Here is a 21,885-nt window from a genome sequence, read left to right as displayed (position 1 = left end):
AGAACTGATGGCGGTGAAGTCCGGTGGCCGCGCCGGGCGCAACGTCGTGCATCTGGCACGCCCGACGCTGCGCGAGACCCTCGGCCGGCTGGCGCCGGGGACGCCGCTGCGGGACGGCCTGGAACGCATCCTGCGCGGCAAGACGGGCGCGCTGATCGTGCTCGGCTACGACGACAGCGTGGAGGCCATCTGTGACGGCGGGTTCGCGCTCGACGTGCGGTATGCGCCGACCCGGCTGCGCGAGCTGTCGAAGATGGACGGTGCGGTGGTGCTGTCCAGCGACGGCAACCACATCGTGCGGGCCAACGTCCAGCTGGTGCCCGACCCGTCGATCCCGACCGACGAATCCGGCACGCGGCATCGCTCCGCCGAGCGCACCGCGATCCAGACGGGCTACCCCGTGGTGTCGGTCAGCCACTCGATGAGCATCGTCACGGTCTACGTGGCAGGCGAGCGTCACGTGGTGCCCGATTCGGCGACCATCCTGTCGCGCGCCAACCAGACCATCGCCACGCTCGAACGCTACAAGGGCAGGCTCGACGAGGTGAGCAAGCAGCTCTCGACCGCCGAGATCGAGGACTTCGTGACGCTGCGTGACGTCATGACCGTGGTACAGCGGCTGGAGATGGTGCGCCGGATCAGCCTCGAGATCGACGCCGACGTGGTCGAGCTCGGCACCGACGGACGTCAGCTCAAACTGCAGCTCGACGAGCTCGTCGGGGACAACGACACCGCGCGGGAACTGATCGTGCGGGACTATCACGCCAACCCGGACCCGCCGACCGCGGCCCAGGTCGGCGCGACCCTCGACGAGCTGGACGCGCTCACCGACAACGAGCTGCTCGACTTCACCACGCTGGCAAGGGTTTTCGGCTACCCTTCGACAGCCGAAGCACAGGACTCGGCCATGAGTTCGCGCGGCTATCGCGCGATGGCGGGCATCCCGCGACTGCAGTTCGCCCATGTCGACCTGCTGGTGCGGTCGTTCGGCTCGCTGCAAGGCCTGCTGGCGGCCAGTGCCGACGATCTGCAGTCGGTGGACGGCATCGGCTCGATGTGGGCCAGGCACATCCGCGAAGGGCTCTCGCTGCTGGCCGAGTCGACGATCGCCGACCGGCTGGCCTGAATCAGTTGCCCGGGACCGGTCCCGGCGCAGGCGGGGCATCGCCCGGAGGCGGCGCGGGGTGCTGGGCGGCATCGGCCAGGATGAACGGGACCGGCGCCGATCTCAGATTCCCGAGCTGCACCACCAGGTTGTACGTGCCGGGGCCGATCGGCTGCCGCGGCAGCGGGCACTGCGGCGCGGAGCCCATGCCGGTCCACGTCACCTCGGTGGTCACCTGCTCGCCGGGGTTGAACGTCTTCACCAGCGTCTCGTTGGACGGTGCGCAGTCCAGGTTGGACCACAGCCGGTTGTTGTCCAGCGAGTACACGTACGCCGCGAGGACGGCCGCACCGACGTCACGCTGGCACGCCACCAGACCGATGTTGGTCACGACCATTGTGAACTTCGGCTGATCCCCGACGACGTACTGCGGCTGGCTCGTGATGCCCTTGACCGCGAGCGTCGAATCCGGGCAGTCGTCGCCCTCCTTGAGCACGGGCGGCGGCGTCACGGCCGCGGTGGGCGTGGCCGTCGGCGCTGGTGCGCGCTGCGGTGGCGGCACCACCGGGCTCTTGACTTCGGGGTTCTCGCCGGGCAACGGGGTCGGCGGAGCGGCCGTGGCGGTGGGTTGATCGGCTTGCTTGGATTCGGCACCCGAGCTGTTGCTCACAACCACCGCGACGATCGCGGCGATGATCGCGACGACAACCACCGCGATCCCGATGGCGAGCGCCCTGCGCCGCCGATAAATCTCTGCAGGCAGCGGGCCTCGTGGTTCCAGATCCAACACGACCTTCACGGTAAGCCCAGGTCATGCGCAGTTGCCCGAGGCGACCCGGCGTGTCTGCGGCCTATTTTGCCGCGGGCGCGTTCAGACCTGGCCGATATCGCCGACATGATGGCGCAATTCCACCCGGCCGTCTGCCAGATGGTAGGTCGCGCCGACGATGGCCTGGGTGCCCGCGGCGATGCCCTGCGCGATGGCGGCCGACCGCATCTGCAGCTGCGCCACGGTCTCCTTGACGTGCTGGGCCTCGAACTCGTCGACCCGCTCCAGACCGGCGTGGCGGCCCAGCAGGATCGACGGCGTCACGCGCTCCACGATGTCGCGGACGTAGCCGCCAGGCACCTGGCCCTCGTCGAGCGCGTTGAGCGCGGCCTTGACCGCACCGCAACTGTCGTGGCCGAGCACCACGATCAAGGGCACGCCGAGGATCGAGACCGCGTACTCGATCGAGCCGAGCACCGCGTTGTCGATGACGTGGCCCGCGGTGCGCACCACGAACATGTCGCCGAGGCCCTGGTCGAACAGGATCTCGGCGGCGACCCGGCTGTCCCCGCAGCCGAACACCACAGCCGTGGGTCGCTGGGTGTGCGCAAGGCTTGCCCGACGGGCGATGTCCTGGCTGGGATGCTGCGGTTCGCCCGCGACGAAGCGCGCGTTACCGTCCTTGAGTGCTTTCCATGCGGACACCGGGTTCGAATTGGGCATGGCCGTTATTGTGCCCGAGTCGGACATGACCATCGAGTCAGATGAGCTGCTGCGGTGGTACGCGCAGGCTCGACGGGATCTGCCGTGGCGCAAGCCCGAGGTCACGCCGTGGCAGATCCTGGTCAGCGAGTTCATGCTGCAGCAAACCCCGGTTTCGCGTGTCGAACCGATCTGGCTGGCCTGGATCGAGCGCTGGCCCACCCCGTCAGCTACCGCTGCCGCCGGTTCGGCCGAGGTGCTGAGGGCCTGGGGCAAGCTCGGTTACCCGCGGCGGGCAAAACGCCTGCACGAATGTGCGGTGGTCATCTCGTCGCACCACGACGACGTGGTGCCCGCCGACGTTGAGACGCTGCTCACACTGCCCGGAATAGGGGCCTACACCGCGCGGGCGGTCGCGTGTTTCGCGTATTCCGCGAGGGTTCCCGTGGTCGACACCAACGTCCGGCGGGTGGTCGCACGGGCCGTGCACGGCCGCGCAGATTCGCCTGCCAGCGTTCGCGACCTCGACGACGTCGCCGCGCTGTTGCCCGACGACGCGACCGCGCCGGTGTTCTCGGCCGCCCTGATGGAACTCGGCGCCACGGTGTGCACGGCCCGCAACCCACGCTGCGGAATCTGCCCGTTGAGCGTATGCCGTTGGCGCACTGCCGGTTTCCCGGCCGGCACGGAGGTCAAGCGGGTGCAGAAATATGCCGGGACCGATCGCCAGGTGCGCGGAAAGCTGATGGACGTGTTGCGCGCCAGCAGTTCTCCGGTGACACGTGCACAGCTGGACGTGGCCTGGCTCACCGACACCGCGCAGCGGGACCGTGCACTGGACTCGCTTCTGGTGGACGGCCTGGTCGAGCAGACCACCGACGGCCGGTTCGCGCTGGCGGGTGAAGGCGAAATTCCATGAGGTCGGCATGAATCCGCGCCGCGGTGCACTTTTCGGGCGTCGCGGCGCATAGAACGGATGCATGTCAGTCAGACTTTTCGCCGGTGCGACACTGGCCCTCGGCCTAGCCCTCGCGCCCCCGGCCGGCGCCGCACCTGCCGGCAACGGGTCGGCCGCCGACACCGTGCGCGAGTTGCAGCAGCGCGGCTACCACGTCCAGGTCAACTCGAATTCCCCGGCGGCACTTTCGCTCTGCACGGTCACCGGCGTGCACGGGCTCTCCGACTCCAACATCGATGACACGGGTCACCGCATCGACCCGACGCAGCACACGACGGTCTACGTCAACGTCAAGTGCCAGCCCGACGGGTGACCTACGCAGTCGCCATGTCCTCGTCGGGTTGCGAGTTGCCGCAGGCGAACTGGCGCCGATAGTCCGACGGCGTGACGCCGATGACCCGCCGGAAATGATGGCGCAGCAGCGTGGCCGTGCCGAACCCGGCCTGCCCCGCGATCCAGTCGATGTCGAGATCCGTCTCCTCGAGCAGGCGACGCGCATACAGCACCCGCTGATCGGTGATCCACTGCATCGGCGTGGTGCCCGTCTCCTCGACGAAGCGGCGCGCGAAGGTGCGAGTGGACATCGCGGCACGCTTGGCCAAGGTCGAAACCGTGTGCGGCTTGTCGAGGTTGCCGACGATCCAGTCGAGGTGCGGGGCGAAACGTTCCGAACACCGAACCGGGATCGGCTGGTCGATGAACTGGCGCTGACCGCCGTCGCGCTGCGGCGGGACCACCATGCGCCGGGCGATCTTGTTGGTCACCTCGCTGCCGAGTTCCCGGCGCACGAGGTGCAGGCACGCGTCGATGCCCGCCGCGGTGCCCGCGCTGGTGATCAAGTTGCCGTCGTCGACGTACAGCACGTTGCGGTCGACTTTCGCGGTGGGGTACATCCGCGCCAGCGCGTCGGCGTGCATCCAGTGCGTGGTGCACGGGCGGCCGTCTAGCAGCCCGGCGGCCCCGGCCAGGAACGCGCCCGAGCACACCGTGAGGATGATCGAGCCGGCGTCGGCCGCCGCGCGGACCGCGTCCAGCGCCTCGGGCAGGTAGTCGGATCCGCCGATCGCCGGGATGGCCACCAGATCAGCACCGGCCAGGGCGTCGAGCCCGTGATCGGGCGTGAGCGTGGCACCCACGGAGGTCCGCAGCGGCTTGCCCGCCTCCGGGCCGCACACCTTGAAGTCGAAATTGGGCACGCCGTCGGCAGATCGGTCGATCCCGAAGACCTCGCAGATCACCCCGAACTCAAAAACCGCTAGCCCATCGAGCACCAACGCCGATACGCTTTTAAGCATGGCAGCATTTTATCTCAAGGTGTCAGCGCTGCCACTGTTGGCGGGATTTGGTCTCAACAACAATTACTGCCATGACTGTTGCACTCGCCCTGTTGATCATGGTTTCGCCGTTTCTGGTCGCCGCAGCGCTGAGCTGGGCAGCACACCGTAGCGGCATCCTGAAGGTCCACCTGGACCAGTTCCGCGTCTTCGCGCCGCTGGCGGGCCGCATGGCCGACTACGACGCCTACCGCGCCGAACACGACCTCGACGCGATCCGGACCCGCTTCGAACGTGACCCGTCGTGGCCGACCGCCGGTGTGCTAGGCGAGCGGCGTTAGAAACTGGGTGACCGCGTCGCGGTACACCGCAGGGGCATCGTCGTGGATCAGATGCCCCGCCGCCGCGACGTACAAATAGGTTGTCCGAGCGCCGATTTCGGCCATCCGGCGCATCTGGCCGGGTGGCGCGACGGAGTTCCCGGCCTCGATGAGCAACGTCGGCGCCGTCACCGCCCGCCATTGCCCCCAGTAGTCCCGCGTTCCCCATTCCGCGGCGATGTCGAGCCACCACTGCGGGTGGCCGTGCAGCCGCCACCCGGTGGCGGTCCGGTCGAACGCCTCCAGGAAGTACTGCCCGGCCACCGGGCCGAACTCGTCGTAAACCTCTTGCGCCGAACCGAATTCGACCGGCAGCGCGTGCACCCACGGTTCCCACGGCCCGGTGGTACGGCCGCGGAAGTCCGGAGCCATGTCCTCCACCACGACTGCCGTCACCAACTCGGGCCTGGCCGCGGCCAGGCACCACGAATGCAGACCACCCATCGAATGGCCCACCAACCGGACCGGTTCACCGAGCGACGCGACCGCGTCGCCGAGATCCTCGACGAACCGCTCGGTGCTGATCGGGAAGGGGTCGGCGACGTCGCGGCCGCGATGCCACAGCGCGTCGTAGGTGAACACCGCGCCCAACTCGGCGAGCCACGGCAGCTGCCGTGACCACGTACTGCCGCGCCCCATCAACCCGTGCACCAGCACGATCGGCGCGCCGCGGCCGCCGCGGGGCGTGAGGAGTTCTGTGACCATGCCGTTATCTTGCCGAGCGGTCGCGGTAGCCTGAAGGCCATGCCCGTCGTGAAGATCAACGCCATCGAGGTCCCGCCCAACGCCGGCCCGGAACTGGAGAAGCGGTTCGCGAACCGTGCACACGCCGTCGACAGCCAGCCCGGCTTCCTCGGCTTCCAGTTGCTGCGTCCGGTCAAGGGCGAAGACCGCTACTTCGTGGTCACGCAGTGGGAGTCCGAAGAGGCATTCCAGGCCTGGGCCTCCGGGCCCGCGGTCGAGGCCCACAAGGGGCAACACGCCAACCCGGTCGCCACCGGGGCATCGCTGCTGGAGTTCGAGGTTGTGTTGGACGTTGCGGGGCCTGGCACCAACGCGTAGCCCAAGCCGGAAGCTGCACACCGCGTCGGGCCTCACGGCCATCGCCGCGGTGGTTGCCGCACTGGCTTGTGGTTGTGCACAAAGCGCGGCCCCAGCGGCCGAGGTGTCCTACGGGGCCCACATCGACACCAACACCCCACCCGGGCTGCGCGCCAAGCAGACCATGGACATGCTCAACTCGGACTGGCCCATCGGTCCGATAGGCGTGCGCACGCTCGCGGCCCCGGAGAAGGTCGACGACGTCGGCACCAAGATGGACGCCATCTGGTGGGACCGCCCGTTCACGGTGACGTCCGTCGACATCGGCGCGGGCCAGGCCACGCTGCACGTGCTGACGTCGTACAACGTGTCGCAGGATATCGAGCTGAAGACCAACGACTTCGGTCTGGTCGACCGCTTCGACGTCACCCTCAACCCCCCGGTGATCAACAACTGGTCCGACATCGACACCGTGCTGACCAAATCGGGGGCGCGGTACTCCTACCAGGTCTCCAGAGTGACCGACGGCAAGTGCCAGAAGGTCGCGGGCACCAACACCGACCTGTCCCTGCCACTCGCGTCGATCTTCAAACTGTATGTGCTGCTTGCGGTTTCGGATGCCGTCAAAGCCGGCACGCTGAGCTGGGACGACCACCTCACCATCACGAAAGAGGGCAAGAAGCTCGGTTCGGCCGGTCTCGACAAGCTGCCACCGGGCGCCCAGATCACCGTGCGGACCGCGGCTCAGCAGATGATCTCGGCCAGCGACAACATGGCCACCGACCTGCTGATCGGACGCCTTGGCCCCGGCGCGGTGGAACGCGCACTGGTCACCGCGGGCCACCACGACCCGGCCAGCATGACGCCGTTCCCCACCATGCACCAGGTGTTCTCGGTCGGCTGGGGCGAACCCAACCTGCGCGAGCAGTGGAAGAACGCGTCGCCCGAGGCCCGTCAGCAACTGTTCAAGCAGACCAATTCACGTCCGTACGAACCGGATCCGACCCGCACCCACACCCCGGCGTCCAACGACGGGCTGGAGTGGTTCGGCAGTGCCTCCGACATCTGCCGTGTGCACGCCGCGCTGCAGGCCTCCGCGGTCGGGCCGGCTGCACCCGTCAAGGACATCCTGTCTGCGTTGCCCGGCATCGACCTCGACCCGGCGAAGTGGAGCTACATCGGCGCCAAGGGCGGCAACCTGCCCGGCGATCTGACGTTCAGCTGGTACGCCGTCGACCACACGGGCCAGCCGTGGGTGGTGAGCTTCCAGCTGAACTGGCCGCAGTTCCGCAGCCCCACGGCCGCGGGCTGGCTGCTGTCGATCGCCAAGCGCGCGTTCGCGATGGCCCCGGTGGGCCAGGGCCGCTGACGCGGTCGACGAAGCGTCGTCGCTACTTGCTGCGCAACGTCCAGGCGTGCCCGCGGTAGTGCAGCACGGTTCGGCTGACCGGCGCGATGTCCATGCGCCAGAACGACTTCGGCGGGGCGTCGAGCACCACCAGGATCGCCGCGCGGATCACCGCAGGGTGAGTGACCGCGACCAGCCTGCCGCGGTGGTCGGCCATGGTGTTGAGCCAGCGCCGCACCCTGGCGATGAGCTCGACGACGGTTTCCCCGCCGTGCGGCGCCTGGGTCGGATCGGTCAGCCAGATCGCGAGCTCGGCCGGGCGCACCCCGCCGAGCAGATCCCCGCGCCAGCGGCCACAGTCCAGGTCGGCCAGCTGGGGCAGCACGTCTGCGCGCAGCCCGAGCAACTCGGCGGTCTGTCTGGTGCGCTTCTCGGGCCCGCAGTACGCCGCGTCGATGTGGCCCAGCTCGTACGTCGCGTCGACCTGCCGGTGTCCGAGGGGGTTGAGCGGTTCGTCGGTCGGGAAGCGTCCGGCCGCCAAGGCATCGGTCATGGCATGCGACACCAGCGACAGCCGGACCACTTCACTCATGCGAGCTCACGCCGCCAACTGCTCCTGCCGCCTGCCGTCGAGCAGCCGCGAAACCAACGCGGCGAACACGAGCCCGATCGTCGCCCACATCACGACCTGCGTACCCAGCGAGAGCAACCGGAACTGGTACAGGTCGTCGGCCGGGAATCCGGCGAACACGATGGCGCCGGAGTCGTCGCGCAGCGGACCCGGTGTCTCGTCGATCGTGGGCAGGATGAGCATCACCACCGCGACGGCCACGATGTACGCGCCGGCCGCGGCGAGCGTGGCATTCCACGCACCCAAGTTGCGTTTCAGCCGGTGGCCGAGATAGACCGCGCCGACGAACAGTGCCGCCGACAGCACCACCATCAGCAGGTAGAGCAGGGTCCGCTGCTGAATGGTCTCGTCGAGGCTCACGGCAGGAGGGTTGGGCGGGTACTTCAGCGCGGGCACGATCCACAGCGAGACCAGCATGCCGCCCGCGGTGAGCACCGAAAGGGCGCGCGCCGAGATCGTGGTCTTGTTGTAGACGACGCAGAAGACGACGGCGAACAGGGCACCCATCGCCACGCTGAAGATCAGCACGCCGAAGCCCATGCCGATGTTGGACTGGATGCCGCGCGTGAACACCTCGCCACCGTCGCCGTGCGAATGACCGCCGTGCGCGTGTGCCATGGCCTCATGTGCTTCGCCGACGCCGTCCTCGAAGCCGATGGCCCGGTCGATGACCGGCTCGATGAGCACGCGGGCCCACAGGAATGCGAGCACACCGGCGAGGGCGCCGGCCAGAATGCCGCGCCCGATGATCTGTTTTTCCATTCTGGTAGCTGATCCCGCGCGTCAGTGGCAGGGGAAGCCGAGCAGGTGGCGAGCGTCGTGCACGAACTCGTGCACGTACGTGTTGTTGCCGAACACCGAGGTCGCGCCCTGGTCCATGCCGACGAAGTACAGGGCCAGCAGCGCCAGGAACGCCGTGAGGGTCAGCCACATGACGGCCTTGGTGGCCGAAAGGTCGATGGACCGAACACGACTCTGGTGAGCCTCGGGAGAAGTCATCGGGTGTCCTTTCCGGGAGCTCGCGTCCCAGTCCGAAGAGGTGACAGGCGCAGGGTCTGACTTTTCACAGTGGCGCGACCGTTCTGGATTCTCACCAGATTCCTTCGTCTGTCAATTACATCAGCATCCTAAGCACGTGGCCCAGGAATGGCGCATCCGGTTCACCCGCGAACGCAAAAGTGCCCCCGACGAATCGGGGGCACTTTGCGTTGAGGCGGCTACTCCGTGGTGGTCGTCGACGAGCCGGCCGCGCTCGCGCCGGCCGCGACCGGCTCGGCGGGCTCGGCCTTCTTGGGCCCGCCGGCGAACGTGAACTTGGCGTCCTCGCCCGCACCTTCGCCGTCCCAACCTTCGACGTCGACCGTCACCAGCTGGCCCGGTCCGACCTCCTCGAACAGGATCTTCTCCGACAGCTGGTCCTCGATCTCGCGCTGGATGGTGCGGCGCAGCGGCCGCGCACCCAGCACCGGATCGAACCCGCGCTTGGCCAGCAGAGCCTTGGCCTTGTCGGTCAGCTCCAGAGCCATGTCCTTGGTCTTGAGCTGGTTGGCGACCCGGCCGATCATCAGGTCGACCATCTTGATGATCTCGTCCTGCGTCAGCTGGTGGAACACGATGATGTCGTCGATACGGTTCAGGAACTCCGGGCGGAAGTGCTTCTTCAGCTCGTCGTTGACCTTCTGCTTCATCCGCTCGTAGTTGTTCTCGCCACCGCCCTGCGAGAAGCCGAGGCCGACGGCCTTCGAGATGTCGGACGTGCCCAGGTTCGACGTGAAGATCAGCACGGTGTTCTTGAAGTCGACCGTGCGACCCTGACCGTCGGTGAGGCGACCGTCCTCGAGCACCTGCAGGAGGCTGTTGTAGATCTCCTGATGGGCCTTCTCGATCTCGTCGAACAGCACGACGCTGAACGGCTTGCGGCGCACCTTCTCGGTGAGCTGGCCGCCCTCTTCGTAGCCGACGTATCCGGGGGGAGCACCGAACAGCCGCGACGCGGTGAAGCGGTCGTGGAACTCGCCCATGTCGATCTGGATGAGCGCGTCGTCCTCGCCGAACAGGAAGTTGGCCAGCGCCTTGGACAGTTCGGTCTTACCGACACCGGACGGGCCGGCGAAGATGAACGAACCGGACGGACGCTTTGGATCCTTCAGGCCGGCACGCGTACGGCGGATCGCCTTCGAGACGGCCTTGACGGCGTCCTCCTGGCCGATGATCCGCTTGTGCAGCTCGTCCTCCATGCGCAGCAGCCGAGTGGTCTCCTCCTCGGTCAGCTTGAACACGGGGATGCCGGTCCAGTTGCCCAGCACCTCGGCGATCTGCTCGTCGTCGACCTCGGCGACCACGTCGAGATCACCCGAACGCCACTGCTTCTCCCGCTCGGCGCGCTGCGCGACCAGTTGCTTCTCCCGGTCCCGCAGGCTCGCGGCCTTCTCGAAGTCCTGCGCGTCGATCGCGGACTCCTTCTCGCGGCGCGCGTCGGCGATCTTCTCGTCGAACTCGCGCAGGTCTGGCGGAGCGGTCATCCGGCGGATGCGCATGCGGGCGCCCGCCTCGTCGATCAGGTCGATCGCCTTGTCCGGCAGGAACCGGTCGTTGATGTAGCGATCGGCCAGGGTGGCCGCGGCCACCAGCGCGCCGTCGGTGATCGAGACGCGGTGGTGCGCCTCGTAGCGGTCCCGCAGACCCTTGAGGATCTCGATGGTGTGCTCGACGGTCGGCTCGCCCACCTGGACCGGCTGGAACCGGCGCTCCAGGGCGGCGTCCTTCTCGATGTACTTGCGGTACTCGTCGAGGGTCGTGGCGCCGATGGTCTGCAGCTCGCCGCGGGCCAGCTTCGGCTTCAGGATCGATGCCGCGTCGATGGCGCCCTCGGCGGCACCCGCGCCGACGAGTGTGTGCAGCTCGTCGATGAACAGGATGATGTCGCCGCGGGTGTTGATCTCCTTGAGCACCTTCTTGAGGCGTTCCTCGAAGTCACCGCGGTAGCGGCTGCCCGCGACCAGCGAACCCAGGTCGAGGGTGTAGAGCTGCTTGTCCTTGAGCGTCTCGGGCACCTCGCCGTGCACGATGGCCTGCGCGAGGCCTTCGACGACGGCTGTCTTGCCGACGCCGGGCTCGCCGATCAGCACCGGGTTGTTCTTGGTGCGGCGGCTCAGCACCTGCATGACCCGCTCGATTTCCTTCTCGCGGCCGATGACCGGATCGAGCTTGCCCTCCATGGCGGCAGCGGTCAGGTTGCGACCGAACTGGTCGAGGACCAGCGACGTGGACGGGTTGCCCGACTCACCGCCGCGGCCACCGGTGCCTGCCTCGGCGGCCTCCTTGCCCTGGTAGCCACTCAGCAGCTGGATCACCTGCTGGCGCACGCGCGTCAGCTCGGCGCCGAGCTTGACCAGCACCTGGGCCGCGACGCCTTCGCCTTCACGGATCAGGCCGAGCAGAATGTGCTCGGTGCCGATGTAGTTGTGGCCGAGCTGCAGCGCCTCGCGCAGCGAGAGCTCGAGCACCTTCTTGGCGCGCGGCGTGAACGGGATGTGCCCGGACGGCGCCTGCTGGCCCTGGCCGATGATCTCCTCGACCTGGCTGCGCACACCTTCCAGGGAGATGCCCAACGACTCCAGCGACTTGGCCGCGACGCCTTCACCTTCGTGAATGAGTCCAAGCAGGATGTGCTCGGTGCCGATGTAGTTGTGGTTGAGCATCCTGGCCTCTTCCTGGGCCAAGACGACGACGCGCCGTGCGCGGTCGGTAAAGCGTTCGAACATCGGTGGTTACCTGCTCTCCATCACGTAGCGGTACTTCACGCAGCAGCAACTTCTCTTCGCCGGCTGCGTACTACCTGCCGTCCACTCTAATGGGCGGCGACCCCGGGCGCGGAGGTTGGCGGTGTCTACTGCTTCACCAACCAGATGCTCCGACAATTCGTCGTTGCCACAGATTTCTCCAGTACCCGGCGCTGCAATTGAGCAACGCCGGGGTTCCCGGAAACGTTTCCGCGAACCCCGGCGCGGCAGTTCGCCTCTAGCGAAAACAACGGACCGGCGGAAACCCGCCGGTCCGGAGCTGGCTACTTTCGCGTTTGTTGCCGCACGCGCGGCGGCATCACGTCGCGGCGTGGAATGCATCGATGACGTCGGCGGGGATGCGGCCCCGGGTCGACACATTGTGTCCGTTGCGCCGCGCCCATTCCCGGATGGCCGCGCTCTGCTCACGGTCGATGGCGCCACGGCCACGACCCGTCGTCGCCGCGGCGCGTCCCCGCCTGCGTCCACCGACGCGGCGTCCGGCCTCGACCCACTGCTTCAGATCATTACGGAGCTTGGCGGCATTCTTGGAGGAAAGGTCAATCTCGTAGCTCACTCCGTCGAGCCCGAATTCGACCGTCTCGTCAGCGGTGGCTTCGCCATCGAAATCGTCAACAAGCGTGACGGTCACTTTCTTCGCCATTACCCCACACCGAACCCTTCTGCTTCACGCATTGCTGAGTCGTAAGAACTATCCCCGAGTATCCCGCAGCCCGGCACCAATGTGCCACAAAGACTCGCAGAATTTCAACAACGCGCGGCTCACACCGGGATCAGTTGCCGTGCCGCCGCACAATCGGGAACAAAACCGTCTCCCTAATTGACAACCCTGTGAGCGCCATCAACAAGCGGTCGATACCCATTCCGGTTCCGGTGGTCGGCGGCATCGCATACTCCAATGCCGCAAGGAAATCGTCGTCGAGCACCATTGCCTCGTCATCACCCGCAGCCGCGGCCCTGGCCTGCGCCTCGAACCGTTCCCGCTGGATTACCGGGTCGATGAGTTCTGAATATCCGGTGGCGAGTTCGAAACGGCGGACGTACAAGTCCCACTTCTCGGTGACACCCGGAATGCTGCGATGCGCACGCACCAGCGGAGTAGTTTCGATGGGAAAGTCCCGGACGAACGTCGGCGCCCACAACTTCTCGCCGACGGTGTGTTCCCAGAGTTCCTCGACCAATTTCCCGTGCCCGAAGCCACGGTCCCGCGGAATCTCGGCCCCGAGTCGATCGGCAATCCGCCACAACTGCTCGGCGGGCGTCTGCGGCGTGATCTCCTCACCGAGCGCTTGGGACAGAGATGGATACATTTCCACGGTGTCCCATTGACCGTCCAAGTCATAGACCGTGCCATCGGGCAATGGCACCTGGCGGGTGCCGATGGCTTCGTCGGCAACCTCTTGAATAATCTCGCGGGTCACGGTCGCGGAATCGTTGTAGTCACCGTAAGCCTGATAAGTCTCGAGCATCGCGAATTCAGGCGAGTGCGTGGAATCGACACCTTCGTTACGAAAGTTGCGATTTAACTCGAAAACTTTCTCGAACCCGCCCACTGCGCACCGTTTCAGGAACAGTTCCGGCGCGATCCGCAGGTAGAGGTCGGTGTCGAGCGCATTGGAGTGCGTGATGAACGGACGGGCCGCCGCGCCGCCGGCCTGCGTCTGCAGCATCGGCGTCTCGACTTCGAGGAAACCGCGCCGTTCGAGTGCGTTTCGCACGGCCCGCACCACCGCGACACGCTGCCGCGCAATCACGCGCGCCTCGGGCCGCACGATCAGGTCGACATAGCGCTGACGCACCCTGGCCTCTTCGCTCATTTCCTTGTGGGCAACCGGAAGTGGCCGCAGCGCCTTGGCCGCCATCTGCCAGGAATCGGCGAGAACCGAAAGTTCACCGCGCTTGGAACTGATCACCTCACCGTGCACGAACACGATGTCGCCGAGGTCGACGTCGGCTTTCCAGGCGTCCAGCGCCTCCTGCCCCACCTGGGCCAGGCTGATCATGGCCTGCAGCTGAGTGCCGTCCCCCTCCTGCAGCGTCGCAAAGCACAGCTTGCCGGAGTTGCGGGCGAACACCACGCGGCCGGCGACGCCGACGATCTGCCCGGTCTGGGTGTCGGCCGCCAGCTCGGGGTACGCGGCGCGCAGCTCGGCCAGGGTGTGGGTACGCGGCACCTGCACGGGATACGGTTCACGGCCTTCGGCGAGCAACCGCTCCCGCTTGCCCTGACGGATCCGGAACTGCTCGGGGATGTCGGTCTGGAGCTGGGACGTCTGGTCACTGTCGGCTGGGGTCACGAAATGCCAGCTTATGTGTTGCGGCGAGCGTGAAAAAACTCAGCGCGCGGGCTTGAGCCTGCCGCGCTGGTTGTCGCGGTTGCGTTCGAACACCATGCGCAGGCCGTCGAGGGTGAGGTGCTGATCGTAGTGTTCGACTGTCCGCAGATCGGGCAGCACGAGCGGCGCGGTGTATCCGGTCGCCACCACCGCGACATCGGTGCCCGAGAAGCCGTCGACATCGTCGCGAATCCGGTTGACCAAACCGTCGACGAGCCCCGCGAAGCCGAACACCGCACCGGCCTGCATGCACTCGACGGTGTTCTTGCCGACCACCGAGCGCGGCCGAGTCAGCTCGACGCGACGCAGCGCCGCCGACCGGGCCGCCGCGGCGTCCGAGGACACCTGGACGCCCGGCGCGATGGCCCCGCCGAGGAACTCGCCCTTGGCCGAGACGACGTCGACGCAGATCGACGAGCCGAAGTCGACGACGATCGCCGCTGTGCGGTACTTGTGGTATGCCGCAAGGCAATTCACGATCCGGTCGGCACCGACCTCTTTCGGATTGTCGACCAGCAGCGGGATTCCCGTGCGCACGCCGGGTTCGATGAGCACGTGCGGCACCGCGGGCCAGTACTGCTCGAGCATGAGGCGCACCTCATGCAGCACCGACGGCACGGTCGACAGCCCGGCCGCGCCGGTCAGCCGTTCGGAGTCCTCACCGATCAGGCCGTCGATGGTCAGCGCGAGCTCGTCGGCGGTGACCTCGGATTCGGTCCGGATCCGCCACTGCTGCACCACCTTTGCGTGATCCCCCGAACCGGAGATCAGGCCCACGATGGTGTGGGTGTTGCGGACGTCGATCGCGAGCAGCATCAGCGTGGCGACATCAGTTCGGACGCATCCGCAGGTACGTATGCGGGGTCGTGGCCGAGGTCGATCTGCTTGTTTTCGGCGTCGACGAACACGATCCGCGGCTGATAGGCCCGGGCCTCGGCGTCCTCCATGGTGCCGTAGGCGATCAGGATCACCAGGTCGCCGGGATGGATGAGATGCGCGGCGGCACCGTTGATGCCGATCACGCCGCTGCCGCGCTCACCGGTGATCGCATACGTGACCAGCCGGGCACCGTTGTCGATGTCGACGATCGTGACCTGCTCGCCCTCGAGTAGGTCGGCGGCCTCCATCAGGTCGGCGTCGATGGTGACCGAGCCGACGTAGTGCAGGTCTGCCTGCGTGACGGTGGCGCGGTGGATCTTGGATTTCAGCATGGTGCGCAACATCAGTTTCTCCACGGAAGTTCGTGCTCGTCGTAGGCGACGTCGGGGCCGGGCCCGGAGGGCACGCCGATGTCGATGGCAATGTTGTCCAGCAGCCGGGTCGTGCCGAGCCGCGCGGCGATGAGCATGCGGGCCGGGCCCGACGCGGGCGCGGGCCCGAGGTCGACGCCCCGCACCTCCAGATAGTCGACGGCGATGGCCGAAACCTCGTCGAGCACCGCGCGTGCGGCATCCAGCGCGGCCGAGACACCTTCCCCGGCCCCGTACATCCCCGCGAGCAGCGAGGCCGACAGCGCGCCTGCCTGCTCGCGCTCGTCCTCGCTGAGGTAGCGGTTGCGCGACGACATCGCCAAGCCGTCGGATTCCCGCACGATCGGCACCCCGACGATGCGCACGTCGATGTTGAGGTCGTTGACCATCTGCCGGATCAGCACCAGTTGCTGATAGTCCTTCTCACCGAAGAACGCGCGGTCCGGACGCACGATCTGCAGCAGTTTCATCACCACGGTGAGCACGCCCGCGAAATGACCTGGGCGCGAGGCGCCTTCGAGCTCGGAGCCGATGGGTCCGGGATCCACCGAGGTGCGGGGGCCCTCGGGGTACATGTCCGCCGCGGTGGGGGTGAACGCGATCTCGACGCCCTCGGCACGCAGCGCGGCGAGATCGTCGTCGAGCGTGCGGGGGTAGGCGTCGAGGTCTTCGCCCGCACCGAACTGCAGCGGGTTGACGAAGATCGACACCACGACCACCGAGCCGGGAACGCGTTTGGCCGCCCGGATGAGGGTGAGGTGCCCGTCGTGCAGCGCCCCCATGGTCGGCACCAGCATGACCCGGCGTCCCGTGGCCCGCAGCGCACCCGTCACCGCGGTGACGTCGCGGGGCCGGGAATACACGTTGAGCTCACCGGCGGTGAACGCGGGCGCCTTGCTGTTGATCACGTTGTCCTCGCTTCTGCCAGCACCTCGAACACGTCGTCGGATGCATGGGCACGCTGGGCTGTGCGCAATGAGTTGGCCCGGTAGGCCTCGGCCACGTCCTCGTCGAGATCACGCAGGGCGCGCAGGTGTGCGGCGACCGCTGCGGCGTCACCACGGGCCACGGGTCCGGTGAGGGCCGCCTGGCCGCGTTGCAACGCGTTCTCCAGCGCTGCGCGCGCCAGCGGCGCGACCACCCGTTCGGCCAAGCCGCCCGGTTCGTCGCCGACGAGTTCCTGCCCGAGCAGCTCCTGGCCGCGCAGCGACTCGCGCAGCACCGCGACAGCGTCGAGCACCAGCGTGACCAGGTGGTTACTGGCGTGCGCAAGCGCCGCGTGGTACTGGGTCCGGACGTCTTCGCGGACGCGGAACGGCTCGCCGCCCATCTCGAGCACGAGCGACTGGCCGATCGCGTAGCCGATCTCGTCGGCCGCGGTGATGCCGAAGCACGTGTCGGGCAGCCGCGCGATGTCCTCGTCGGATCCCGTGAACGTCATCGCGGGGTGGATGGCCAGCGGGATCCCGCCTCGGTCGGTCAGCGGCCCGAGAATGCCGACCCCGTTGGCTCCCGAGGTGTGCACGACGATGGTGCCCGGCCGCACGGCGCCGGTGGTGGCGAGCTCGTCGACCAGACCGGCGAGCTCGGCATCGGGCACGGTCAGCAGCAGCAGTTCGGCGCGCTGGGCGACCTCGTGCAGCGGCAGGATCGCGGTGTCGGGCAGCCTGCGCCGGGCCCGCAGCCGCGAAGCCTCCGAGATCGCGTTGCAGGCCACGACGACGTGCTCGGCGCGTTCCAGGGCGTAACCGAGCGCGGTCCCGACGCGACCGGCGGAAATGATCCCGACCGTGAGCCGCGCCGGCCGCAGCCCCTCATAGGGACCGCTGCCGCGCGCAGGGGGCTGCTCCATCGCAGACGACCTCGCAGGTTGACTAGTTCTGTACGTTCCAGTCCCGCTCTGCGGGTACCGGACGGATCACACGAGACTAACTCACTCGTCGCGGCGGCGGCGACGGCCACCTCCCGCGGGCGCTGCCTGGAAGCGCGCCAGCAGTTCGGCCGCGGACTGTCCGTCGGCGTGCTGACCAGCGGGTGCCTCGGGCTCGGCGGCCCTGCGATGCCGGGATCCTTCGACCGGAGGCGGCGGGGGCGCTGACGGCTCCGCGGCGAGCACCGGCTCCGGCTGCGCGTCACCCGGCCTGCCCGGATCGGTGGCGTCGGCCGGTGCCGAGTGGCGGCCCCGCGGCGGCGGGGGCGGTTCGGTGGCCGCCGGGGTGGACATCGCGGGTGCAGGCGGCTCGGCGGGCGGCTCTGGCGCCGCCGGGGCCTCGGGCGCTGCGGTTTCCGGCGCCCGCCTGCGGCCGACGTATTCGACCTCGGCGCCGTTCTCGGGCACCGGCGCGACCCAGTTGCTGCCAGGCGCGCCCGCGGGGATGAACTGTCCCTCGGCAGGTGCCGGTTGCCATTCGGAGGCGGCGGGTTCGGTCCGGCGCGGCGGTTCCGGCTGCTGGGCGGCCGGCCACGGCATGCGCGGCTGCGGTTCGCTGCGATTGGCCGCGGGCGCATCGATGGTCGGCGACGGCTCCATGGGCGGCATGGTCGGCGGAGGCGGCGGTGGCGCCCACGTGGACGGCGGCTCGGGTGCCGGGGGTTGGCGACGCGGCGGCGGCGGGGGCGGTACGGGCTGCTGTGCGGGCTGCGCGGGCTGTGCGGGCGCCTCCCGCTGCCGCCGGGCCGCCTGCGGCTCGGGCCGCGGTTGGTCTTCTGCCTGCCTGCGGCGGCGCCGCGGCTGCTCGGGCGCGGGCGCGGGCTGCGTCGGCAACCGGTGTGCGCCCCCGGACGCGGGCGCGGCCCAGTCGTTCTCCGGCGGGTGCGGCACCGCGGGGACGTCGATGATGGGGCTTTCCTCGGTGCGGATGTCGGTGACCTCGACGTCGGGGATGTCGAGGCGGCTCGCGGTCACGCGCCCCGCGGCACGCGCGGTCGACTTGTCGGTCTCGATGGCCGGACGGTGCGCCAGGTCGGTGTCGAAGAGGATCTCCAGGTTGGTCCGCAACGCGGCCAGTTCGGCCCGCAACGCCGCGACCTCGTCGGCGGCCTGGGCCCTCAGCTCGGAGGCCAGTTCGCGGCGCAGCTGGCTCTCGACGGTCAGCTCGTACTCCCGGCGCGCCGAGATCTCGCGGTCCAGCTGCAGGTCGTAGACGAGCTTCAGGTCGCGTGCCTTGGCCTGGTCGAGGTCGCTTTGGCGGCGATAGATGACGGAGACGAAGGCCGCCACGACAGCAGCCCACAACGCCAGGATGACGGCGAGTTTCAGCAACTCCACGCGATCGGTGAACACCAGCGCTGAACTCGCCAGGATGGCGAGCACCAGCAACACAGTCAACAGCAGCCATCCCGGCCTTCGGCCGCCGCGCCGTGGTCGTGCACCGCGGGGCAGAACGGTCATGGGCCGACTGTACCCGTCACAGGTCACCTAGCGTGTCGACCGCTTCGGCGATTCGGGAATCCCGGTTTACCGGTCCGTCACTCGGGCGCTGCATCGCCGTTCTCGGGCGGCTCTTCGGGAGACTTGCAGCAATGCTGCAGCCAGAGGGCTGCGATTGCCAGCGCGATCGCGCTGATGGCAGCGACGACGACACCTGCGGTGTCCTCCCCCGCGACGCGAAGGGTGCCGCGCTTGGGCAGGAGGTACACCAGCACGCCGACCCACCAGCCCGCCATCACGGCGCCGACCCACGCCGAGGCCTTGGCGATCACCACCGACCGGGCGACCGCGAGCGGGTGCAGCCTGCCGCCGCCCACCCCGATCTGGCCCGCGGCGATCTTCGACCGCACGTAGAACGCCCAGCCCGTCTCGGCGATCGCGACCGCGAGCAGCGACAGGCCCGTCCACACCGTGATCGGCGGAAACCATCGGTAAAGGCCGCCGATCAGCAGATAGCTGACGATCGCGACGAGCACCGCGGTCGCGGAGATGTCTCGCTTACGGGTCGGTCCCATCAGAGCTCGGTCGCTCGTTCCAGGACCAGCTCGGTACGGCTGACCCCGGCGCGTTCACCCGGGTCGATTTCGGTGAGCAGCCGCTGCACCGGGCGCGATTCGCCTGCCACGGTCAACGTGGCGTCAGGGTCGATGTCGAGCCACGGGATGAGCACGAAGGCCCGCAGATGCGCGAGCGGATGCGGCAGCGTCAGCCCGTCTTCGCGCGACATCACCTCGGTTCCGTCGGCATGGCACGTGACCAGGTCGACGTCGAGCGTGCGCGGGCCCCATTTCTGCCCGCGCACCCGGCCCGCGGCCTGCTCGAGTTCCTGCCCGCGCCGCAGCCAGCCGTGCCCGTCGAGCGCGGGATCGTCGGCCACGAGCACCGCGTTGAGGAACGGGCCCTGCTCGACACCGCCCCAGGCCGCGGTCTCGTACACCGGCGACACCGCGCGCACCGCGGATCCGAGCCCGTCGAGCACGGACTGCAGCCGCGCCAGCCGGTCGCCCAGGTTCGAGCCGATCGAGAGAACGACAGTCGTCACGTAGCCCTCCGCTCCCCGCGCCGCGAGCGCCTGGCCACGACCGCGACGTCGTCGAAGGTCAGCGGGATCGGTGCGCTGGGTTTGTGCACGACGACCTCGACCGCATGCAGCCGGTCGTCGGACATGAGGTCGTCGGCGATCTCCGCCGAGACCGTTTCGATCAGGTTGCGTGGGGTACCGCCCACGATGTCGGCGGCCCGCTGGGCCAGCGCGCCGTAGTCGAGGGTGTCGGCCAGGTCGTCACTGGCCGCGGCGGCCGCGAGGTCGAGCCACACCGTGATGTCGACGACGAAGTCCTGCCCGTCGCGGCGCTCGTGGTCGAAAACGCCATGGTTGCCGCGAACTTTCAAGCCGCGCAACTCGATTCGATCAGCCATCACGGCCTCCCGACTGCCAGGCCGCCACGACTTTCACGGCGTCGACCGAAGCCTGCACGTCGTGCACCCGCACACCCCACGCCCCGTGCACGGCCGCGAGTGCCGAGATGACCGCGGTCGCGGTCCCCCGGCCGTCGGGCTCGCGGGGTTCGCCGTCGGGCCCGGCCAGCAACGTGCCCAGGAAACGCTTGCGCGACGCCCCGACCAGCACCGGGATTCCCGTGCCGACGAATTCGGGCAGGGCGTGTAGCAGGGCCCAATTGTGTTGGCCGGTCTTGGCGAAGCCCAGTCCGGGATCGATGATGAGCCGGTCGGGGTCGACGCCCGCGGCGACCGCGTCGTCCACCGCGGCCAGCAGCTCGCTGCGGACCTCGGCGACCACGTCGGTGTAGCCCGGGATCCGGTGTGGCTGCGCCGCGCCCACCGAACGCCAGTGCATGAGGATCCACGGGCATTTGGCGTCGGCCACCACGCCGGCCATGTTGGGATCTGCCCGCCCGCCCGACACGTCGTTGACGATCGTCGCGCCGCTTTCCAGCGCGGCCCGCGCCACGCCTGCGTTCATCGTATCGATGCTGATCGTGATGCCTTGCGCCGCAAGGCTTTCGATGACCGGAACGACGCGTGCCGCCTCGATGTCCGGATCCACCCGGGTGGCGCCGGGCCGGGTCGACTCGCCCCCGACGTCCACGATCGCCGCCCCAGCCGAAGCCAGCGCCAAGCCGTGCGCCACGGCGCGGTCGCGATCGATGAACTTGCCGCCGTCGGAAAAAGAATCGTCGGTGACGTTGACGACGCCCATCACCTGCACGTGGGTGGGTTTCACTTGCGCAGGATGAGTTCCAGCGCCTCGGCCCGAGATGCCTTGTCGGTCTTGAACTGCCCCCGCACGGCCGAGGTGGTGGTGATGGCGCCGGGTTTCCGGACACCGCGCATGGCCATGCAGAGGTGCTCGGCCTCGACGACCACGATGACGCCGCGCGGATCGAGCTTGCGCATGAGTGCGTCGGCGATCTGCGCGGTCAGCCGCTCCTGCACCTGCGGCCGTTTCGAATAGAGGTCGACCAGGCGCGCGATCTTCGACAGGCCCGTGACTCGCCCGTCCACGCCGGGGATGTAGCCGACGTGCGCGACGCCGTGGAACGACACCAGGTGGTGTTCGCACGTCGAATACATCGGGATCTGCTTGACCAGCACCAGTTCGTCGTGCTGCTCGTCGAACGTGGTGTTGAGCACGGCGTCCGGATCGGTGTAGAGCCCGGCCATCAACTCCTTGTAGGCCCGGGCGACGCGGGCCGGAGTGTCGAGAAGCCCTTGGCGGTCCGGGTCTTCGCCGATCGCGAGGAGCAGCTCACGCACGGCCGCCTCGGCCCGTGGCTGGTCGAACACCGGGGTGTCCCGCGCGGTGTCGTTGTGCTCGCGAAGAGACGTCATCGAAG

Annotated in this window: 26 protein-coding genes; 6 read left to right on the top strand and 20 right to left on the bottom strand. The window is 68.3% G+C overall.

Translation table 11 applies throughout. From position 1 onward, the window contains the following. Positions 1-7: 7 nt before the first annotated feature. Positions 8-1,126: a DNA integrity scanning diadenylate cyclase DisA gene (gene disA, locus G6N67_RS16440; RefSeq protein ID WP_036432096.1), complete on the top strand. Its 1,119-nt coding sequence runs from the start codon at positions 8-10 to the stop codon at positions 1,124-1,126. 1 nt (position 1,127) lies between these two features. On the opposite strand, the gene G6N67_RS16435 is transcribed toward disA, so the two are convergent. Both G6N67_RS16435 and G6N67_RS16430 read right to left on the bottom strand, forming a co-directional pair. After that, positions 1,128-1,895, bottom strand: coding sequence for a hypothetical protein (locus G6N67_RS16435; RefSeq protein ID WP_179976831.1), 768 nt, complete (start codon positions 1,893-1,895; stop codon positions 1,128-1,130). An 81-nt stretch (positions 1,896-1,976) separates the two neighbouring features. Continuing rightward, on the bottom strand, positions 1,977-2,597 hold the full coding sequence (locus G6N67_RS16430) for a carbonic anhydrase (protein WP_036432091.1): 621 nt from the start codon (positions 2,595-2,597) through the stop codon (positions 1,977-1,979). Positions 2,598-2,622: 25 nt separating this feature from the next. Here G6N67_RS16430 and G6N67_RS16425 point away from each other — a divergent pair, with 25 nt between their 5' ends. Then, positions 2,623-3,495 carry an iron-sulfur binding domain-containing protein gene (locus G6N67_RS16425; RefSeq protein WP_110798513.1) on the top strand — a complete coding sequence of 291 codons (873 nt, stop codon included), beginning with the start codon at positions 2,623-2,625 and terminating at the stop codon, positions 3,493-3,495. A 61-nt stretch (positions 3,496-3,556) separates the two neighbouring features. Continuing rightward, positions 3,557-3,847 (top strand): hypothetical protein, encoded by a 291-nt coding sequence (locus G6N67_RS16420; protein WP_036432086.1) that lies wholly within the window; start codon positions 3,557-3,559, stop codon positions 3,845-3,847. Position 3,848: 1 nt separating this feature from the next. On the opposite strand, the gene G6N67_RS16415 is transcribed toward G6N67_RS16420, so the two are convergent. Beyond that, complete coding sequence (locus G6N67_RS16415; RefSeq protein ID WP_036432083.1) at positions 3,849-4,829, bottom strand: helix-turn-helix domain-containing protein; 981 nt, start codon at positions 4,827-4,829, stop codon at positions 3,849-3,851. Positions 4,830-4,900: 71 nt separating this feature from the next. On the opposite strand from G6N67_RS16415, the gene G6N67_RS16410 reads away from it, so the two are divergent. Beyond that, positions 4,901-5,149 (top strand): hypothetical protein, encoded by a 249-nt coding sequence (locus G6N67_RS16410; RefSeq protein ID WP_036432080.1) that lies wholly within the window; start codon positions 4,901-4,903, stop codon positions 5,147-5,149. Here G6N67_RS16410 and G6N67_RS16405 read toward each other — a convergent pair. Then, positions 5,132-5,893, bottom strand: a complete 762-nt coding sequence (locus G6N67_RS16405) for an alpha/beta fold hydrolase (RefSeq protein WP_036432077.1) — start codon at positions 5,891-5,893, stop codon at positions 5,132-5,134. The genes G6N67_RS16410 and G6N67_RS16405 overlap by 18 nt on opposite strands. Before the next feature lie 39 nt (positions 5,894-5,932). Here G6N67_RS16405 and mhuD point away from each other — a divergent pair, with 39 nt between their 5' ends. Both mhuD and G6N67_RS16395 read left to right on the top strand, forming a co-directional pair. After that, positions 5,933-6,250, top strand: coding sequence for a mycobilin-forming heme oxygenase MhuD (gene mhuD / locus G6N67_RS16400; protein ID WP_036432075.1), 318 nt, complete (start codon positions 5,933-5,935; stop codon positions 6,248-6,250). Further along, a complete protein-coding gene (locus G6N67_RS16395; protein WP_374762470.1) occupies positions 6,225-7,598 on the top strand; it encodes a serine hydrolase in 1,374 nt (457 codons plus the stop codon). Before mhuD ends, G6N67_RS16395 begins: the two co-directional genes overlap by 26 nt. Before the next feature lie 22 nt (positions 7,599-7,620). Here the strand turns inward: G6N67_RS16395 and G6N67_RS16390 are convergent, their stop codons facing one another. The 16 genes from G6N67_RS16390 to folE all read right to left on the bottom strand — a co-directional run bounded on the left by G6N67_RS16390 (position 7,621) and on the right by folE (position 21,880). After that, entirely contained in the window at positions 7,621-8,169 is a 549-nt protein-coding gene (locus G6N67_RS16390; RefSeq protein WP_036432072.1) for a histidine phosphatase family protein, read from the bottom strand. A 6-nt stretch (positions 8,170-8,175) separates the two neighbouring features. Then, positions 8,176-8,970 (bottom strand): CbtA family protein, encoded by a 795-nt coding sequence (locus G6N67_RS16385; RefSeq protein ID WP_036432069.1) that lies wholly within the window; start codon positions 8,968-8,970, stop codon positions 8,176-8,178. Positions 8,971-8,991: 21 nt separating this feature from the next. Further along, entirely contained in the window at positions 8,992-9,207 is a 216-nt protein-coding gene (locus tag G6N67_RS16380) for a CbtB domain-containing protein (protein ID WP_036432068.1), read from the bottom strand. A gap of 218 nt (positions 9,208-9,425) precedes the next feature. Beyond that, the gene (gene clpC1 / locus G6N67_RS16375) at positions 9,426-11,972 is read right to left on the bottom strand and encodes an ATP-dependent protease ATP-binding subunit ClpC (RefSeq protein ID WP_036432065.1); all 2,547 of its coding nucleotides are present in this window, start codon (positions 11,970-11,972) and stop codon (positions 9,426-9,428) included. Between the two features lie 337 nt (positions 11,973-12,309). After that, entirely contained in the window at positions 12,310-12,654 is a 345-nt protein-coding gene (gene lsr2 / locus G6N67_RS16370; RefSeq protein ID WP_073909640.1) for a histone-like nucleoid-structuring protein Lsr2, read from the bottom strand. A gap of 130 nt (positions 12,655-12,784) precedes the next feature. Next, positions 12,785-14,308 carry a lysine--tRNA ligase gene (lysS, locus tag G6N67_RS16365; protein ID WP_036432064.1) on the bottom strand — a complete coding sequence of 508 codons (1,524 nt, stop codon included), beginning with the start codon at positions 14,306-14,308 and terminating at the stop codon, positions 12,785-12,787. A gap of 39 nt (positions 14,309-14,347) precedes the next feature. Further along, on the bottom strand, positions 14,348-15,163 hold the full coding sequence (locus G6N67_RS16360; RefSeq protein ID WP_036432061.1) for a type III pantothenate kinase: 816 nt from the start codon (positions 15,161-15,163) through the stop codon (positions 14,348-14,350). Further along, entirely contained in the window at positions 15,163-15,570 is a 408-nt protein-coding gene (gene panD, locus G6N67_RS16355) for an aspartate 1-decarboxylase (RefSeq protein ID WP_036435359.1), read from the bottom strand. The genes G6N67_RS16360 and panD overlap by 1 nt, the downstream gene beginning before the upstream one ends. Next, positions 15,570-16,505, bottom strand: coding sequence for a pantoate--beta-alanine ligase (gene panC / locus G6N67_RS16350; protein WP_110798400.1), 936 nt, complete (start codon positions 16,503-16,505; stop codon positions 15,570-15,572). Before panC ends, panD begins: the two co-directional genes overlap by 1 nt. Beyond that, positions 16,502-17,449 carry a Rossmann-like and DUF2520 domain-containing protein gene (locus G6N67_RS16345; RefSeq protein WP_036432058.1) on the bottom strand — a complete coding sequence of 316 codons (948 nt, stop codon included), beginning with the start codon at positions 17,447-17,449 and terminating at the stop codon, positions 16,502-16,504. The genes panC and G6N67_RS16345 overlap by 4 nt, the downstream gene beginning before the upstream one ends. Before the next feature lie 81 nt (positions 17,450-17,530). After that, the gene (locus tag G6N67_RS16340) at positions 17,531-18,988 is read right to left on the bottom strand and encodes a DUF6779 domain-containing protein (protein WP_179976830.1); all 1,458 of its coding nucleotides are present in this window, start codon (positions 18,986-18,988) and stop codon (positions 17,531-17,533) included. A gap of 77 nt (positions 18,989-19,065) precedes the next feature. Further along, positions 19,066-19,542 carry a DUF3180 domain-containing protein gene (locus tag G6N67_RS16335; protein ID WP_036432055.1) on the bottom strand — a complete coding sequence of 159 codons (477 nt, stop codon included), beginning with the start codon at positions 19,540-19,542 and terminating at the stop codon, positions 19,066-19,068. After that, entirely contained in the window at positions 19,542-20,069 is a 528-nt protein-coding gene (gene folK, locus G6N67_RS16330) for a 2-amino-4-hydroxy-6-hydroxymethyldihydropteridine diphosphokinase (RefSeq protein WP_036432053.1), read from the bottom strand. Before folK ends, G6N67_RS16335 begins: the two co-directional genes overlap by 1 nt. Continuing rightward, positions 20,066-20,446: a dihydroneopterin aldolase gene (gene folB / locus G6N67_RS16325; RefSeq protein ID WP_036432051.1), complete on the bottom strand. Its 381-nt coding sequence runs from the start codon at positions 20,444-20,446 to the stop codon at positions 20,066-20,068. The genes folK and folB overlap by 4 nt, the downstream gene beginning before the upstream one ends. Then, positions 20,439-21,272, bottom strand: a complete 834-nt coding sequence (gene folP, locus G6N67_RS16320) for a dihydropteroate synthase (protein ID WP_163642211.1) — start codon at positions 21,270-21,272, stop codon at positions 20,439-20,441. Before folP ends, folB begins: the two co-directional genes overlap by 8 nt. Then, positions 21,269-21,880 carry a GTP cyclohydrolase I FolE gene (gene folE / locus G6N67_RS16315; protein WP_036432050.1) on the bottom strand — a complete coding sequence of 204 codons (612 nt, stop codon included), beginning with the start codon at positions 21,878-21,880 and terminating at the stop codon, positions 21,269-21,271. The genes folP and folE overlap by 4 nt, the downstream gene beginning before the upstream one ends. Positions 21,881-21,885: the final 5 nt, after the last annotated feature.

The organism is Mycolicibacterium mageritense (assembly GCF_010727475.1).
Taxonomy (GTDB): Bacteria; Actinomycetota; Actinomycetes; order Mycobacteriales; family Mycobacteriaceae; genus Mycobacterium; species Mycobacterium mageritense.
Note: the sequence above shows the minus strand (reverse complement) of the source record. Positions and strands in the feature narration are given on the sequence as shown.

Excerpts from the sequence above, each read along its gene's own strand:
- disA (WP_036432096.1), top strand. The coding sequence starts at position 8 with ATGGCGGTGAAGTCCGGTGGCCGCGCCGGGCGCAACGTCGTGCATCTG.
- G6N67_RS16430 (WP_036432091.1), bottom strand. The coding sequence starts at position 2,597 with ATGCCCAATTCGAACCCGGTGTCCGCATGGAAAGCACTCAAGGACGGT.
- G6N67_RS16425 (WP_110798513.1), top strand. The coding sequence starts at position 2,623 with ATGACCATCGAGTCAGATGAGCTGCTGCGGTGGTACGCGCAGGCTCGA.
- G6N67_RS16420 (WP_036432086.1), top strand. The coding sequence starts at position 3,557 with ATGTCAGTCAGACTTTTCGCCGGTGCGACACTGGCCCTCGGCCTAGCC.
- G6N67_RS16415 (WP_036432083.1), bottom strand. The coding sequence starts at position 4,829 with ATGCTTAAAAGCGTATCGGCGTTGGTGCTCGATGGGCTAGCGGTTTTT.
- G6N67_RS16410 (WP_036432080.1), top strand. The coding sequence starts at position 4,901 with ATGACTGTTGCACTCGCCCTGTTGATCATGGTTTCGCCGTTTCTGGTC.
- G6N67_RS16405 (WP_036432077.1), bottom strand. The coding sequence starts at position 5,893 with ATGGTCACAGAACTCCTCACGCCCCGCGGCGGCCGCGGCGCGCCGATC.
- mhuD (WP_036432075.1), top strand. The coding sequence starts at position 5,933 with ATGCCCGTCGTGAAGATCAACGCCATCGAGGTCCCGCCCAACGCCGGC.
- G6N67_RS16390 (WP_036432072.1), bottom strand. The coding sequence starts at position 8,169 with ATGAGTGAAGTGGTCCGGCTGTCGCTGGTGTCGCATGCCATGACCGAT.
- G6N67_RS16385 (WP_036432069.1), bottom strand. The coding sequence starts at position 8,970 with ATGGAAAAACAGATCATCGGGCGCGGCATTCTGGCCGGCGCCCTCGCC.
- G6N67_RS16380 (WP_036432068.1), bottom strand. The coding sequence starts at position 9,207 with ATGACTTCTCCCGAGGCTCACCAGAGTCGTGTTCGGTCCATCGACCTT.
- clpC1 (WP_036432065.1), bottom strand. The coding sequence starts at position 11,972 with ATGTTCGAACGCTTTACCGACCGCGCACGGCGCGTCGTCGTCTTGGCC.
- lsr2 (WP_073909640.1), bottom strand. The coding sequence starts at position 12,654 with ATGGCGAAGAAAGTGACCGTCACGCTTGTTGACGATTTCGATGGCGAA.
- G6N67_RS16360 (WP_036432061.1), bottom strand. The coding sequence starts at position 15,163 with ATGCTGCTCGCGATCGACGTCCGCAACACCCACACCATCGTGGGCCTG.
- panD (WP_036435359.1), bottom strand. The coding sequence starts at position 15,570 with ATGTTGCGCACCATGCTGAAATCCAAGATCCACCGCGCCACCGTCACG.
- G6N67_RS16345 (WP_036432058.1), bottom strand. The coding sequence starts at position 17,449 with ATGGAGCAGCCCCCTGCGCGCGGCAGCGGTCCCTATGAGGGGCTGCGG.
- G6N67_RS16340 (WP_179976830.1), bottom strand. The coding sequence starts at position 18,988 with ATGACCGTTCTGCCCCGCGGTGCACGACCACGGCGCGGCGGCCGAAGG.
- G6N67_RS16335 (WP_036432055.1), bottom strand. The coding sequence starts at position 19,542 with ATGGGACCGACCCGTAAGCGAGACATCTCCGCGACCGCGGTGCTCGTC.
- folB (WP_036432051.1), bottom strand. The coding sequence starts at position 20,446 with ATGGCTGATCGAATCGAGTTGCGCGGCTTGAAAGTTCGCGGCAACCAT.
- folE (WP_036432050.1), bottom strand. The coding sequence starts at position 21,880 with ATGACGTCTCTTCGCGAGCACAACGACACCGCGCGGGACACCCCGGTG.